The sequence below is a fragment of the Curtobacterium sp. PhB137 genome, from assembly GCF_003814955.1.
Taxonomy (GTDB): domain Bacteria; phylum Actinomycetota; class Actinomycetes; order Actinomycetales; family Microbacteriaceae; genus Curtobacterium.
Genome location: NZ_RKQO01000004.1, coordinates 715,195 through 730,131, shown reverse-complemented (window position 1 = coordinate 730,131; position 14,937 = coordinate 715,195). Strand labels below are relative to the sequence as shown.

Annotated in this window: 14 protein-coding genes and 3 tRNA genes; 4 read left to right on the top strand and 13 right to left on the bottom strand. The window is 71.2% G+C overall.

Annotated elements, in window-relative coordinates:
* Positions 1-12: 12 nt before the first annotated feature.
* From lysS to tilS, 11 genes are all read right to left on the bottom strand, one after another.
* Positions 13-1,539 carry a lysine--tRNA ligase gene (gene lysS, locus EDF28_RS03890; RefSeq protein WP_123937227.1) on the bottom strand — a complete coding sequence of 509 codons (1,527 nt, stop codon included), beginning with the start codon at positions 1,537-1,539 and terminating at the stop codon, positions 13-15.
* A 217-nt stretch (positions 1,540-1,756) separates the two neighbouring features.
* Positions 1,757-2,449, bottom strand: coding sequence for a Rossmann-like and DUF2520 domain-containing protein (locus EDF28_RS03885; protein ID WP_165901135.1), 693 nt, complete (start codon positions 2,447-2,449; stop codon positions 1,757-1,759).
* A complete protein-coding gene (locus tag EDF28_RS03880) occupies positions 2,446-4,203 on the bottom strand; it encodes a PH domain-containing protein (RefSeq protein ID WP_123937225.1) in 1,758 nt (585 codons plus the stop codon). The genes EDF28_RS03885 and EDF28_RS03880 overlap by 4 nt, the downstream gene beginning before the upstream one ends.
* A gap of 9 nt (positions 4,204-4,212) precedes the next feature.
* Entirely contained in the window at positions 4,213-4,734 is a 522-nt protein-coding gene (locus EDF28_RS03875; RefSeq protein ID WP_123937224.1) for a PH domain-containing protein, read from the bottom strand.
* A 58-nt stretch (positions 4,735-4,792) separates the two neighbouring features.
* On the bottom strand, positions 4,793-5,281 hold the full coding sequence (locus EDF28_RS03870) for a DUF3180 domain-containing protein (protein WP_111086937.1): 489 nt from the start codon (positions 5,279-5,281) through the stop codon (positions 4,793-4,795).
* Positions 5,278-5,835 carry a 2-amino-4-hydroxy-6-hydroxymethyldihydropteridine diphosphokinase gene (folK, locus tag EDF28_RS03865; protein ID WP_123937223.1) on the bottom strand — a complete coding sequence of 186 codons (558 nt, stop codon included), beginning with the start codon at positions 5,833-5,835 and terminating at the stop codon, positions 5,278-5,280. Before folK ends, EDF28_RS03870 begins: the two co-directional genes overlap by 4 nt.
* A complete protein-coding gene (gene folB, locus EDF28_RS03860; RefSeq protein WP_123294543.1) occupies positions 5,832-6,221 on the bottom strand; it encodes a dihydroneopterin aldolase in 390 nt (129 codons plus the stop codon). The genes folK and folB overlap by 4 nt, the downstream gene beginning before the upstream one ends.
* Positions 6,218-7,084 (bottom strand): dihydropteroate synthase, encoded by an 867-nt coding sequence (folP, locus tag EDF28_RS03855; RefSeq protein WP_185094125.1) that lies wholly within the window; start codon positions 7,082-7,084, stop codon positions 6,218-6,220. The genes folB and folP overlap by 4 nt, the downstream gene beginning before the upstream one ends.
* A gap of 9 nt (positions 7,085-7,093) precedes the next feature.
* Complete coding sequence (ftsH, locus tag EDF28_RS03850; RefSeq protein ID WP_123294542.1) at positions 7,094-9,082, bottom strand: ATP-dependent zinc metalloprotease FtsH; 1,989 nt, start codon at positions 9,080-9,082, stop codon at positions 7,094-7,096.
* Positions 9,083-9,217: 135 nt separating this feature from the next.
* Entirely contained in the window at positions 9,218-9,769 is a 552-nt protein-coding gene (gene hpt, locus EDF28_RS03845; RefSeq protein ID WP_111086933.1) for a hypoxanthine phosphoribosyltransferase, read from the bottom strand.
* A 9-nt stretch (positions 9,770-9,778) separates the two neighbouring features.
* Entirely contained in the window at positions 9,779-10,798 is a 1,020-nt protein-coding gene (gene tilS / locus EDF28_RS03840) for a tRNA lysidine(34) synthetase TilS (protein WP_123937222.1), read from the bottom strand.
* A gap of 64 nt (positions 10,799-10,862) precedes the next feature.
* Here tilS and EDF28_RS03835 point away from each other — a divergent pair, with 64 nt between their 5' ends.
* Entirely contained in the window at positions 10,863-11,354 is a 492-nt protein-coding gene (locus tag EDF28_RS03835) for an inorganic diphosphatase (RefSeq protein WP_111086931.1), read from the top strand.
* 190 nt (positions 11,355-11,544) lie between these two features.
* Here EDF28_RS03835 and EDF28_RS03830 read toward each other — a convergent pair whose 3' ends face one another.
* On the bottom strand, positions 11,545-13,029 hold the full coding sequence (locus EDF28_RS03830) for an NlpC/P60 family protein (RefSeq protein ID WP_123937221.1): 1,485 nt from the start codon (positions 13,027-13,029) through the stop codon (positions 11,545-11,547).
* Positions 13,030-13,062: 33 nt separating this feature from the next.
* Positions 13,063-14,340, bottom strand: a complete 1,278-nt coding sequence (locus tag EDF28_RS03825) for a M23 family metallopeptidase (protein WP_123294538.1) — start codon at positions 14,338-14,340, stop codon at positions 13,063-13,065.
* A gap of 258 nt (positions 14,341-14,598) precedes the next feature.
* Here EDF28_RS03825 and EDF28_RS03820 point away from each other — a divergent pair.
* The 3 genes from EDF28_RS03820 to EDF28_RS03810 all read left to right on the top strand — a co-directional run bounded on the left by EDF28_RS03820 (position 14,599) and on the right by EDF28_RS03810 (position 14,875).
* Positions 14,599-14,671 (top strand) — tRNA-Glu (locus EDF28_RS03820).
* Between the two features lie 53 nt (positions 14,672-14,724).
* Positions 14,725-14,801, top strand: a tRNA-Asp gene (locus tag EDF28_RS03815).
* A 1-nt stretch (position 14,802) separates the two neighbouring features.
* A tRNA-Phe gene (locus EDF28_RS03810) sits at positions 14,803-14,875 on the top strand.
* Positions 14,876-14,937 lie beyond the last annotated feature (62 nt).

The window sequence follows — 14,937 nt, the reverse complement described above, 5'->3', positions numbered from 1 at the left end:
GGGAACCGGGACTTACTTCACCAGGGGGAAGAGGATCGTCTCGCGGATGCCGAGGCCGGTGATCGCCATGAGCAGGCGGTCGACGCCCATGCCCATGCCACCCGACGGCGGCATCGCGTGCTCGAGGGCCCGCAGGAACTCCTCGTCGACGCGCATCGCCTCGGGGTCACCGCCGGCTGCGAGCTTCGCCTGCTCGACGAAGCGCTCCCGCTGCACGACCGGGTCGACGAGCTCGGAGTACGCCGTCGCGAGCTCGAAGCCGCGGACGTACAGGTCCCACTTCTCGACGATGCCCGGTCGGGTGCGGTGCTCGCGGGTGAGCGGCGAGGTGTCGACCGGGAAGTTCATCACGAACGTCGGGCGGTCGAGCGAGTCGATCACGAAGTGCTCCCAGAGCTCTTCGACGTACTTGCCGTGCGTGGCGTGCGCGACCTCGACGCCCTCGGCAGCGGCGAGCTCCTGCAGCTCGGACAGCGGGGTCTCCGGGGTGATCTCGCGACCGGCTGCCTCGGACAGTGAGCCGTACATGTCGATGCGCGGCCACTCGCCGCCGAGGTCGTACGTGCTGCCGTCGGGCAGGGTGACCTCGAGCGAGCCGCCGGTCACGGCCCGCGCAGCGCGCTGCACGAGCTCCTGCGTCAGGTCGGCCATCTGCTCGTAGTTGCCGTACGCCTGGTACGCCTCGACCATCGCGAACTCGGGCGAGTGCGACGAGTCGGCACCCTCGTTGCGGAAGTTCCGGTTGATCTCGAACACCCGGTCGATGCCGCCGACGACCGCGCGCTTCAGGAAGAGCTCGGGCGCGATGCGCAGGAAGAGCTCGATGTCGAAGGCGTTCGAGTGGGTCACGAACGGACGAGCCGAGGCGCCACCGTGCTGGGTCTGCAGCATCGGCGTCTCGACCTCGAGGTACTCGTGCTCGGTGAAGGTCTGACGGAGCGAGGACATCACGGCGGCGCGGGCGCGGACGGTGGCGCGTGCTTCGTCGCGGACGATGAGGTCGAGGTAGCGCTGGCGGACCCGCGTCTCCTCGTTCAGCTCGTTGTGCAGGTTCGGCAGCGGCAGGATCGCCTTCGCCGCGATCGCCCACTCGTCGACCATGATCGACAGCTCACCGCGGCGCGAGGAGATCACACGGCCGTGCACGAACACGTGGTCGCCGAGGTCGACGAACTCCTTCCAGCGTGCAAGGGACTCGTCTCCGACCTCGGCCAGGGACACCATCGCCTGGATGCGGGAGCCGTCGCCGGACTGCAGCGACGCGAAGCAGAGCTTGCCGGTGTTGCGCGAGAACACGATGCGGCCGGCGACACCGACGACGTCCTGCGTCTCCTCGCCGGTCTCGAGGTGCGCGTACTGGTCGCGGACCGCCGGGATCGTCGTCGTGATCGGGAGCTCGGCGGGGTACGCCTCGATGCCGGACTCGAGCAGCTTCGCGCGCTTGTCGAGCCGGACCTGTCGCTGCTCGCTGGTCTCCTGCTCGGCCAGTGCGGCGGCGTCGGCGATCGCGGTGTCGGTGGTGGCGGTCTCGTCGGTCATGCGGGTGCGGCTCCGATGGTCGTGGGGGTCGGGGGAAATGCTACCCGCGCCGCGCTCCCGCCCCCGAACCGTGCGCGGACGGGTCCCCTCGACTGGTCGCGACTCCCGGCCGGCGCGGCGCCGACCGGTCACGTTCCGTCGGCCGGAGCGCTGCGGGCCGACGGTTCGTGACCGCTCGGCGGAACTGAGCGGGGAGTCGTGACCGACCGCCACGCCCCTACAGCGTGGACTGCCCGTCGGCGGCCGTCAGTGCGTTGTCGACGGCGGAGCGGACGAGCGCGCCGAGCACCCGGCCGGGGTGGTCGACGCCGATGCCGGAGAGCGTGCCCGCCGACTGGTCCACGATCGCCGTCGAGAAGCTCACGGCGGCGCGGACGGCGTCGGCGTAGGCGGGCCGGTCCCCCTCGGCGATGACGAACGGCTCGGCGCCCATCTCGACCACCAGGGCCTGCGCGATGGGCAGCACGGGTGACGGGGCGGTGACCGCGCAGTAGGCGTCACGGAGCCGCGACAGGTCGACGCTGGTGCCGGTGAACGCCATCGCGGGGTGGATGGCGAGCGGGATCGCACCGGCCGCCATCGCGGGGGCGAGGATGCCGACGCCGTGGTCCGGGCTGGTGTGCACGACGAGCTGCCCGGGCTGCCAGATGCCGGCGTCCGCCAGGCCCTGCACGAGTGAGGCCAGCTGGTCGTCCGGCACCGCGAGCAGGACGAGTTCGCTCCGCTCCACCAGGTCCGGCGTTGCGAGCACGGGAGCGCCGGGCAGCATCGCCTCGGCGCGGTCACGGCTCTCGGCGGACACGGCGGTCACGCCGACGACCGCGTGCTCCGCGTTCGCGAGTGCGGCGCCGAGCACGGGTCCGACCCGTCCGGCACCGACGACGCCGACGCCGAGGCGCCCGGCCCTCATCGGACGGCCCCGGTGGGCGGGACGTCGCTCCACCCCGGTCCGGGAGGCACGGTGCCGGGCCGGTGGTCGCCGTCGGGTCCGGCAGGGGCTCCGGTCCCGGGCCACGGCACGTCCGCAGCGTGCCTGGCGGACGCGGGACGGGCCTCCCGTTCGCGCCACCGGTGGGACGTGTCGACCGCAGCGGCCTCGACGGCGCGCTGGGTGGTCTCGGACCACAGACGCTGCGCGTCCCGTGCGTCGAGCGCACCGACGCGGGCCGAGACCGGCCCGGCGACGGTGTGCACGTGGACGGCGGCGAGCCGCAGGGCACGCTCGAGCGGACCCTGCTCGACCTTGACGCTCTGCACCCGGGGCAGCGGCACGATGACGAGCGACCGCCAGACGGCGCCGAGCCGGAGCAACACCGCGCCCTGCACGAACCGGTACCCGTTGCGTCGGAACGCGAACGGCCGGAGCCAGGCGCCGCGGCGCGGGGAGTGCACGAAACCACCTTCGTCGCCGCTCGTGGTGAGGCTGTCGTCGACGACGCTGACGGCCTCGGCGGAGCCTTCCCGCAGGGCCTCCTGCGACGCCTCGGGGCCGGCGACGGCAGTGCCGACCAGGCCGGGCAGGATGATGTCGAGGACCTCGCGGACGTCGGCCGCGGTGCCGACGGGCAGCACGATGGCGGAGGCCTGCTGGTTGCTCGACGCCCCGTTGCCCGCGTTCGTCGCACGGTTGATCCGGACGTCCCACCAACCGAACGGGCGCCAGAGCAGCGGCTGCGCGACGCTGACGGCGTGGATGCGGCCCGGGGGCAGCGTCTCGTTCGAGGTCGAGACGAGCCCGAACCCGATCCGGATGCCGTCGCGGGTCGCGGCGATCGTGTACTGCAGCGACCGCGAGAACTTGCGGACGTAGTAGCTGCCCGCACCGATCACGGCGGGGAACAGGCCGAACAGGATCCCGTACTCGCCGGTGAGCGCGACGCTGACGATCATCGCCGCCACGGCCAGCAGGATGAAGACGGTGGTGCCGGAGAGCAGCATCGACGCGATCAGCCGACCGGGCTTCACCTTGACGATCCGGGTGGCCTGCACCGCGGCGGGGTCGAGCTCGGGCGAGAACATCTCGTCGACGCGGTCCTGCAGCACACCGTTCGACGCGCGCGCCGGACCACTGCCACGGTCGTCGTCCTTCGCACCCGAGGCGAGCACGAGGATGCGCAGCCGCAGGTCGTCGGCGGCCTTCACCCCGAGGTACGCGAGCTGCACGTTGGCGTCGTTGCCGGCCTGGGCGATCTCGAGCTTCGCCGTGCCGAACACCCGCGGGATGAGCGGACGCGAGATGTTGATGCCCTGGATCCGGTCGAGCCGGGCCTTGCGGTGGTTCCGGAACAGCACGCCGGAGCGGACCTCGACGATCTCGCCGGTGACCCGGAACTCGTGCATCCGCCAGGACAGGTAGAAGAGCCCGATCAGCACGAGCAGGAACACCGCGACGCCGAGCAGCACCCAGCCGACGACGCCGTGCTCGTAGACGTAGCGGACGGGGTCGCCGTCCTGCTGCTCGCCGCCCGGGATGAAGAACTCGACGAGCTGGTCGCGCAGGCTGTTCAGCACGTAGCCGAGGATGACGATCAGGAAGATCCCGCCCTTGAGCAGCGGGGTCAGCGGGTGCAGGCGGTGCCACTCGCCGTCGGTCAGGGGCGCTGCGGCAGCGGCGTTCCCACGCGTCGGCGGGGCGGGCGGCGGCGGGCCGGGTCGGAAGGTCACCGCGACCCCCTACAGCCCGGCGCGGCGGGACTCGGCGAGCTCGACGAGCCGGTCGCGCAGTTCGTCGGCGTCGGTCGCGGGGATGCCGGGGATGCGGACGTTCGTGGCGGCCGCGGCGGTCACGAACTTCAGCTCGCTCATGCCGAGCGCCCGGTCGAGCGGACCGCGCGCCACGTCGACGAGCTGCATGCGCCCGTACGGCACCGCCGTGAAGCGCTGCCACATCAGGCCGCGGCGGACCACCAGGTCGTCGTCGCGCAGGGCGTAGCCGATCGCACGGACCCGGCGGGGCGTCAGCGCCGCGGTGACGAGCGTGATGACGAGCACCACGATGCCGATGAGCAGCCAGACCGTGCCGGCGCCCGAGCCGAAGCCGTCGTTCACGACCCCGATCAGGACCAGGCCGGCGGTCACCACGAGGCCGATCACCAGGGTCGTGATGAGTTCGGTCCACACGAGCTTCGCGGACACCCTCGTCCAGTCGATGCCGGTCAGGCCGAGGCCCGGCTCGTCGAGTCGTTCACGCGCCATCGCGGGCCTCCAGTGGGTGTGCTCGGGTCAGTTCGCCGTCGTGCCGGGTGCGCTCGGGTCAGTTCGCCGTCGTGCCGTTCCGGGGGTCGCCCGGCTCGTCGTCGTCGCCCGGAGGAGCGATGCACATGCGCTCTGCCACGAGTGCGCAGACCGTCAGCACGATCCCGCCCCCGACGGCGACCACGTTCGGCAGGGTCGAGCCTAGCGAAGGCGTCACCGAGCGGGTCAGGAGGTACACGACCAGGCCGATCGCGAAGCCGCCGAACAGGACGCCGCAGATGCTCGAGGCCTTCGCCAGCACCACCACGCGCGTGGCGTAGAGCGGGTCGACCGGGCGCTGCCGGCCCGCGCCCTCGCGGGCGTGCCGGCGGACGGGACGCGCCATGAGCACGACGGCGACGCCGATGAACGCGAGCGTGATGCCGAGCGGCACGGCGAGCAGCAGCGTCGGCGACTGTCGCGACGCGAGCACCGCGTCGAACGCGAAGCCCGCCACCGCGGTCACGACGGCGATGCTCAGCAGGGTGGAGGGACGGGTCGGCTTCACGGGTGGGTCACGTTCCCTTCGGTGGTGGCCCGGGAGGCGCGGGGCACGTCCGCGAACAGGCGCGGCTCGTCGACGCGCTCGGTGTCGTCCCCCACGGCGGCGAGCAGGTCGGCCACCGGCCCGGCGCCGGGCAGGACGGCCCCCGGGTCGGCGTCGAGCCACGGTGCGAGCACGAACGCGCGCTCGGCGGCACGGGGGTGCGGGACGGTGAGCGTGGCGGTGTCGATGTGCAGGTCGTCGACGGCGACGACGTCGAGGTCGAGGGTCCGGTCGCCCCAACGGACGTCGCGGGTGCGGCCGTGCTCGTCCTCGATGCCGTGCAGTGCGTCGAGGAACGCCTGCGGCTCGAGGTCGGTGTCGACGACCACGACGGCGTTGCGGTACCGCGGCTTGGTGTCGTCGCGGCCGTCCAGGGTCACGGCGACCGACTCGACCTCGTGGCTCGACGCCACCGGGTGGACCCCGGGCAGCGCGGCGACCGCTCGGGCGGCGGCGCGGAGGGTGCTCCCCCGGTCGCCGAGGTTGGCGCCGAGCGCGACGACGACGCGGCTCACTCTTCTTCCTCGTCCGGCACGGTCGCCCCGCGGGCACGGCGGATGGTGATCGAGACGTCCGTGAACGGCACGGTGATGGGTGCCTGCGGCTTGTGCACGGTGACCTCGGTCGCCAGGGCCGCACGGTGGGTGAGCACCGCGGCCGCGATGCGCTCCGCGAGGGTCTCGATCAGGTCCACCGGGTCGCGTTCGATCTCGGCGACGACCTGCTCGGCGAGCACGCCGTAGTGCACGGTGGCGTCGAGGTCGTCGCTGCCCGACGCCGCGCGGGCGTCGAGCTCCACGGCGACGTCGACGACGAAGTCCTGACCGTCGGCACGTTCGTGGTCGAAGACCCCGTGGTGGCCGCGGGCGCGGACCCCGACGAGGCGGATGGTGTCGTTCACGAGCGAGCTGCCCTCCAGGCGTCCCAGACGTCGAGCACGGCACGGGTCGGTGCCGGGTCGTGCACGCGCACCCCCCACGCGCCGCGTTCGGCGGCGAGCAGGCTGATGGCGGCGGTGGCGAGGTCGCGGTCCTTCGGCGGGGCACCCTCGGGGCTGCCCACTCCGTCCAGGAACCGCTTGCGTGATGCGGCGACGAGCACCGGCAGGCCGATCGAGGCGAACCGTTCGTAGCCGGCCAGGATCTCCCAGTTCTGCACGCCCTGCTTGGCGAAGCCGAGGCCCGGGTCGATCACGACCTGCTCCTGGCGCACCCCGAGGACGATGAGCTCGGCGACCCGCATCTCGACCTCGCGCCGGACCTCGTCGACGGCGTGCACGTACTCGGCGTTGCGGTACATCCGGTCGCTGTGGCCACGCCAGTGCATGACCACGAACCCGGCCCCGGTCGACGCGACCACACGGGCCATGTCCGGGTCGGCCAGGCCGCCGGACACGTCGTTGACGATCGCGGCGCCGAGTTCGACGGCCCGTTCGGCGGTCGAGGCGTTCATCGTGTCGACGCTCACCGGGATGCCCTCGGCGACGAGCTGCCGGACGACCGGCAGCACGCGCTCCTGCTCGACCGGCACCGGAACGCGCTCCGAGCCCGGCCGGGTCGACTCTCCACCGACGTCGATGATGTCGGCACCCGCGGCGACGAGGTGACGCGCGTGCTGCACGGCGGCGTCGTAGGCCTGGTGCAGCCCGCCGTCGCTGAACGAGTCGGGTGTCACGTTGAGGATGCCCAACACCCGCGTGCGGTCCGGTGTCGGACCGCCGCGGGTGTCGAGCCGACGAGCACGTCTCGTCGGCAGGTCGGTCATGCCGGCCCCCTACGCCGGGGCGATACCCGGGTTGCCGAAGGGGCGACGACGGGGCTTCGAGGTCGACTCGCTGTCCGACTGGTCCGCTGCGGTGGCGGCGGCCTGCCCTGGCACGTCGATCGCGGGCAGGTTGCTCACCGGACGCTTGTCGCTGGAGAGCCACTGCGGGCGCTCCGGCAGCTTGCGGACGTCCTTGAAGATCTCCACGAGCTCCGGGGCGTCGAGCGTCTCCTTCTCGAGGAGCTCACCGGCCAGGCGGTCGAGGATGTCGCGGTTGTCGTTGAGCACCTGGTAGGCCTCGTTGTGCGCGGCCTCGAGCAGCGCACGGGTCTCGGCGTCGACGGTCTGCGCGATGTTCTCCGAGTAGTCGCGCCCGGTCCCACCGCTCATGTCACGGCCGACGAACGGCTCGCTCGACCCGGAGCCGAGCTTCACGGACCCGACGGCCTGGCTCATGCCGTACTCGGTGACCATCTTGCGGGCGGTGCCGGTGGCCTTCTCGATGTCGTTCGAGGCGCCGGTGGTGGGGTCGTGGAACACGATCTCCTCGGCGACGCGTCCACCCATGGCGTAGGTGAGCTGGTCGAGCAGCTCGTTGCGGGTGACCGAGTACTTGTCCTCGAGCGGGAGCACCATCGTGTACCCGAGGGCACGGCCGCGCGGCAGGATCGTGATCTTGGTGACCGGGTCGGTGTGCCGCATCGCCGCTGCCGCCAGGGCGTGGCCGCCCTCGTGGTACGCGGTGATCAGGCGTTCCTGGTCGGACATGATCCGGGTCCGACGCTGCGGGCCCGCCATCACGCGGTCGACGGCCTCGTCCAGCGCACGGTTGTCGATGAGCTGCGCGTTCGACCGGGCGGTGAGCAGCGCGGCCTCGTTCAGGACGTTCGCCAGGTCGGCGCCGGTGAAGCCCGGCGTCTTGCGGGCGAGCAGCTCCAGGTCGACGCTCGCGGCGAGCGGCTTGCCCTTCGCGTGCACCTCGAGGATCTGCTTGCGGCCGGCCATGCCCGGGGCGTCGACACCGATCTGACGGTCGAAGCGGCCCGGACGCAGGAGCGCGGGGTCGAGCACGTCGGGACGGTTCGTCGCGGCGATGAGGATGACGTTCGTCTTGCCGTCGAAGCCGTCCATCTCGACGAGCAGCTGGTTGAGCGTCTGCTCGCGCTCGTCGTTGCCGCCGCCGATGCCGGCACCGCGGTGACGACCGACGGCGTCGATCTCGTCGATGAAGACGATGGCCGGCGAGTTCGCCTTGGCCTGCTCGAAGAGGTCACGGACACGGCTCGCACCGACACCGACGAACATCTCGACGAAGTCCGAACCGGAGATCGAGTAGAACGGCACACCCGCTTCGCCGGCGACGGCGCGGGCGAGCAGGGTCTTGCCGGTTCCGGGAGGGCCGTACAGCAGCACGCCCTTCGGGATCTTGGCGCCGACGGCCTGGAACTTCGCCGGCTCCTTCAGGAACTCCTTGATCTCGTGGAGTTCCTCGATCGCCTCGTCGGAGCCCGCGACGTCGGCGAACGACACCTGCGGGTTCTCCTTGTTGTTGATCTTGGCCTTCGACTTGCCGAACTGCATGACCTTCGAGCCGCCGCCCTGGGCGCTCGAGAGCAGGAACCAGAACAGGGCACCGATGATCAGGAAGGGGAGCAGGACGCCGAGGAGCGACAGGAACCAGTTGCCCGTGTTCACGTGGTCGTCGTAGCCCTTGGGCAGGTTGGCGTCGTTGACGGCCTGGATGACCTCTTCGCCACGGGGCGTGGAGTAGTAGAACTGCTCCTGCTTGTCGCCGTCGCGGGTGATCATGTCGACCCGCTGCTCGGTCGAGTTGACGATGACGGACGAGATCTTGCCGTCGGCGAGCTGCTCGAGGCCCTTCTGGGTGCTGACCTCGGTCGTGCTGCCCTGGCTGATGACGCTCCAGCCGATGAAGATGCCCGCCAGCGCGATCAGCACGTAGAGGTACGGGCCGCGGAAGATGCGCTTGAAGTTCATGTGATCCGGGCGCGAGTGCCCGACACCTTTCTCTGCCGAAGTTGCGTGCAGGTCAGCATACGGCCGCGATTCTGTGGCGAGAATGGGTGTCCTCTGCGGGCGAACTCAACCCGAGGCAAGTACCCCCTGGACGGGTTACGAGTACACGTGCGGCGCCAGGACGCCGACACCGCGCAGGTTCCGGTAGCGCTCGTCGTAGTCGAGGCCGTAGCCGACCACGAACTCGTCGGGGATGTCGAAGCCCACGTACTTGACGTCGACCTCGACCTTGGCGGCCTCGGGCTTGCGCAGCAGGGCGACGATCTCGACGCTCGCGGCACCGCGGGACTGCAGGTTCTGCTTGAGCCAGGACAGCGTCAGACCGGAGTCGATGATGTCCTCGACGATGAGGACGTCGCGGCCGTGCAGGTCGGTGTCGAGGTCCTTGAGGATCCGCACCACACCGGACGACTTCGTGCCGGAGCCGTACGACGACACCGCCATCCAGTCCATCCGCGCCTGCATCTTGAGGTGCCGCGAGAAGTCGGCCATCACCATGACGGCACCCTTCAGGACACCGACGAGCAGAGGGTCGCGGCCCGCGTAGTCGGCGTCGACGACCGCCGCGAGTTCGGCGAGCTTGTCGTCGATCTGCTCGGGGGTGAAGAGGACTTCGGACAGGTCTGCCTGGACGTCGGAGAGTTCCACCGGTCCAGCCTAACCGGCACTGAACGACAGGCGGTCACCGGATCGCGACGCCCGGACGCCCGGCAGGTCGATCGGCCCCTGTCCGCTCCAGTCCGTGACGAGCCGGCAGACCTCGAGCGTCTGCACGCGCGACAGCGTCACCCCGAACTCGCTCTCCACCGCCAGGCGGACGAGTCGCTGCCGGAGCGCCGGCGGGTTCGCCCCGAGGGCCCGGACGGACAGCGAGATGCCGGCCTCGGAGTGCTCGGCGATGTCCTCCGCCATCTCCTCGGCGAAGTGGTCGAGTGCCGCCGAGTCCTCGCGCAGCTGGTCGGCCGTCCGCGCCAGCGCCTCGGGCACCCCCGCACCGAGTTCGCGCTCGAGCACCGGCATGAGGGTGTTCCGCACGCGGACACGGGCGTAGGCGGGGTCGTCGTTCTGCGGGTCGTGCCACGGCGCCAGCCCGGCGGCGGCGCACGCCTGCCGCGTCGCGTGCCGACGCACGGTGAGCAGCGGGCGGCCGTAGGCCGGCCCCTGGTCGCGCCGTGCGAGGGGCAGCATGCCGGACAGGCTGTCCGGCCCGCTGCCGCGCAGCAGGCCCAGCAGCACCGTCTCGGCCTGGTCGTCCAGGGTGTGTCCCAGCAGCACGAGAGGCGACCCGGTGGCGGACGCGACCTCGGCGATCGACGCGTGGCGGGCCTCCCGGGCGGCGCCCTCCGGACCACCGTCGGAGCCGACCGCGACCCTACGGACCTCGACCGGGTCCAGACCCAGCTCGGATGCCTGCCGGGAGGCGCGGCTCGCGACCGCCTCGGAGCCCGCCTGGAGCGCGTGGTCGACGACCACTGCCCCGGCTCGGAGCCCCTGCTTGCCCGCCTCGAACGCGGTGGCCGCGGCGAGCGCGAGCGAGTCCGGTCCGCCGCTCAGCGCGACCAGCACGAGGTCACCCGCGGTGACGACGCCGTCGTCGATCGCGGTGGCGAGCAGGTCGCGGACCGCCAGGCGGGTCTCGGCGACGGCAGGGTCCAGCCGGGGACGCGGAGAGTTCACCCGGTAACGTTAGCCGCGCTCTCGGGACCACCGACAGCCCCACCGACACACCAGGAGTACAGACATGGCCGCGTACGACGTCGTCGTCGAGATCCCCAAGGGCAGCCGCAACAAGTACGAGGTGGACCACGAGACCGGTCGTGTCTACCTCGACCGCGTGCTGTTCACGTCGTTCGTCTACCCGACCGACTACGGCTTCTTCGAGAAGACCCTGGCCGACGACGGCGACCCCGTGGACGCGCTGCTGCTCCTCGAGTTCCCGACGTTCCCCGGCGTGGGCGTCAAGGTCCGTCCGGTCGGCGTCTTCAAGATGAGCGACGAGGCCGGCAAGGACGAGAAGGTCCTCGTGGTCCCCGCGAAGGACCCGCGCTGGACGCACATCCAGGACATCTCGGACGTCGACGAGCAGACGAAGGCCGAGATCGCGCACTTCTTCGAGCGCTACAAGGACCTCGAGCCGAACAAGTGGGTCAAGGCCGAGGGCTGGGGCGACGCCGCCGAGGCCGAGGCGATCGTGCAGGCCGGCCAGGCCGCGTACGTGCCCGCTGGTCACTGACGCTTCTTGACGCCGAACGGCGCCTGCTCTCCATCCGGAGGGCGGGCGCCGCTCTGTGTTCGTGGGGTGCTTTGCCGTGCGGTGCGGGGGCGCACTTGGTGGGAACGGGCGTACCTGGTGCTCTGATCCGGGCAGGTATGCCCGATTCCGCTTGCTACCGCAGCCGTTCTGGGAAAGACCGGGCTGCGAGCTACAGGGAGCCGCTCGGGCGGGCGACGTAGGGCAGGAGCTGGCTGGGGGTCCAGACCGCGCGCTCGACCACGCCGACGCCCGGTCGGGCCGCCTCGACCATCATCCCGTTGCCGGTGTAGATCGAGTCGTGGTAACCGCCGGAAGCGGTTCCGTTCGACGAGTAGAAGAGGATGTCGCCGGGCTGGCGCTGTGAGAGCGGCACGAGGCGACCGATCGAGCCGAAGTAGTTGTACTGCCAGACGACGTTGTGCCCACCGGTCGCGATGCCCTGCGAGCTGTAGGCCATCATGACGAGGCCGGAGCAGTCCCAGGTGCTCGGGCCGGCACCACCGAGGACGTAGGGCTTGCCGAGCTGCCCGCGGGCGTACGAGATCGCACCGGCGGCCTTCGAGGGGCTGCTCGGGGCGGGTGCCGGAGTGCTGGGCGCCGGGGTGCTCGGCTTCGACGGCGTCGGCGTGCTCGGCTTGGCGGGAGCCGGGGCGGGCGCGGGAGCGGGCGCCGCCGGCGTGCTCGGCTTCGACGGGGTGCTCGGGCGCGACGGGGTGCTCGGGCGCGACGGGGTGGTCGTGCCGCTGCCGCTACCGCCGCCGGTGCTCGGGTTGGTGGTCGAGGTGTTGCCGTTGCTGGTGCCGCCGCTGGTGCCGTTGTCGGTGCTGGTGCCGCTCGCGCCGCTGCCGCTGGCCGTGCCGGTGCCGCCGCTGCTCGTCTGGGCCGCCAGGGCGGTCTCGGCCGCCTTGGCCTGCTGCGCACTCCAGTACGCGCTCTCCGTCGCGACGCTCGTGCCCTTGAGGTACGCGAGCTGACGGAGGACCTCGTCCTGCTGGTCCTGTTGCTTCTGCACCCGGGCCTGGGCGTCGGCGGAGACGTCGTTGGCGGTGGCGAAGGCGGTCTTCGTCGCCTCGGTCGCCTTGCTCAGCGCCGTCGTGGCCACGGACTGCTGGTCGGCGAGCGAGTCCACGGTCTTCTGGTCGGAGCGGGCCTGGGCGAGGATCGTCGCCGACCGCTCGGACAGGTGCGACATCGTGCCGACCCGGTAGAGCAGGTCACCGGAGTCCGAGGCGTCCGTGAGCATCGTCGTCGACAGGTCGCCGCCGCCCGTGCGGGACAGCTCGACGACGAGCGCGGCCACCTGGCCCGCGGAATCGTCCGCCTTGCCCTTGGCCCGCTTCGACTGCGCGGACAGGTCGGCGAGGGTGTCCTTCGCCTCCTGCTGCTGCGAGGCGGCGAGGGCGTACGCCTGCCCGGCCTGCTGCTCGACGATGCCGGCGCGGTCCGCGGCGGCCTGCAGCGAGGTCAGCCGGTCGCTCAGCTCGTCCACCGTCTGCTGCGCGTCGGCGGCATCCGACTTCGCGGCCTTGACGTCGTCCCAGGACGGTGCCGACGGCGCGGCCTGGGCGGGTCCGGCGATGACGACCGACAGTCCGATGCCGAGCACGGCGACGGTGGCGATCCCGCAGGAGAACGAGCGAGCGGACAGGGTCATGGCGGGGTCAACGCATCCCGGCTGCGCTGATGCTCATACCGAGATCCCCCGCGCTGCCATGAAGGGGACCGGGTCGACGGCAGCACCGTTGATCCGGGTCTCGAAGTGGAGGTGGCACCCGGTCGACCAGCCGGTCGAACCGATCTTGGCGATCTGCTGCCCGGCGGTGACGTGCTGGCCGCTGGCGACCATGATCCCGCCGTCGACGATGTGGCCGTAGGCCGTCGAGATGCCGCCGCCGTTGTCGAGGATGACCTCGTTGCCGTAGCCGCCGCCGTTGCCCGCGAAGGTCACGGTGCCGTCGTGGGCCGCGTAGATCGGGGCGTAGCAGGCGGGAGCGAGGTCGACCCCGGCGTGCAGTGCCGTGTAGTGCGTGTACGGGTCGACGCGGATGCCGTAGCCGCTGGTCTGGAAGCCGCCGGCCGGACGGACCCACCCGGCAGAGTTGGCCGTCCCGCCGCCGGTACCGCCCTGACTCGTCGCCGCGGCCTTCGCGGCTGCCTTGGCGGCAGCAGCGGCGATGCGGGCCTGTCGGGCCTTCTCGGCGGCGACGCCCTTGCGGTAGTCGGCCTCGACACCGCGCTGCTTCGTGGTGAGGGCCGTCAGCTGGGCCTCGAGCCGCGACTCGTTGTCGTTCTGGGCGTCGACGGCAGTCTGCGCCGCGTCGGCAGCACCCTGCGCCTGCTGCATCTTCGACTGGGCCGCGTCGGCGAGGTCGCCCAGCGCCGCCTTTGCTTTGTCCGCCTTGTCGGCCTGCGCCTGCGCGGTGCCCCGGTCCTGCGACGCCTGCGAGTAGATGCCGTCGGCCTGCTCGCTGAGCTTCGACATGGCGCCGAGCTCGTAGAGCAGGTCGCCGGAGTCCGAGGGGTGCGTGAGGATGTCGGTCGTCACGTCGTTGGCGCTGGCCCGACCGAGCTGCGCGGCGAGCTGACCGGCCTGCTCTTCGGACTGTGCGGCGGTCTGCTCGGCGTCGTCCGCCTGGGACTGGAGCGTCTTCTGCTCGAGGGTCGCCTCGTCGTACTTGTTCTGTGCCGCCTGGTAGGCCTCGCCGGCGGCCTGTGCGGCCTTCTGCTTCGCAGCGGCCTCGGACTTCAGGGTCGAGATGAGCGACTTGATCTCGGTGACCTTCGCCTGCTGGGCACTCGTCGAGGACTTGGCCTTCTGCACCTCGGACCAGCTCGGGTAGCTCGCGGCACTGGCCGACGTCGCCGGGGCGAGGACCGCGAGGGTGCTGCCGGCGAGCACGACAGCGACCGCGGCGGCGACGAGGCGGCTGCGGTTGCGGAGGGAGAGCGAAGGTGAGGTCGACATGTATCTCGATTTCGTAACAGCGCGGCAAGGCTCACGCACGTAACACTGTTAACAGACGCAACAGTAACAACAGGTGTCGCAGCCCCACAGCCCCTCGGTCGAGGGGCGTGGAGCCGGTGACGATGCTCGCACCGCAACCTCGACACCCGGTGCCGGGCGGGCGCGACACGCCGGGGATTCCGCGGGAACGCCGCCCGATTTGCGAACCCCCGGGGGCATCCGTATGCTTGTCCATCGGTAGCGCGAAGCACCACTTGCGGCCCTATCGTTTAGTGGCCTAGGACACCGCCCTTTCACGGCGGCAGCACGGGTTCGAATCCCGTTGGGGTCACTCTCCGAGTGAGCGAGCAAGTAGTACTGAGCAACACCACAGCAATTCAACATGGCCCTGTAGCGCAGCTGGTTAGCGTGCCGCCCTGTCACGGCGGAGGTCGCGGGTTCAAGTCCCGTCAGGGTCGCCACGGCTGGATAGCTCAGTTGGTAGAGCGTTCGACTGAAAATCGAAAGGTCCACGGATCGATGCCGTGTCCAGCCACCGGTGAAGGCCCCCTGCTTCGGCAGGGGGCCTTTTCCGTTGTCTGAGCCGTCTGGCCCGGG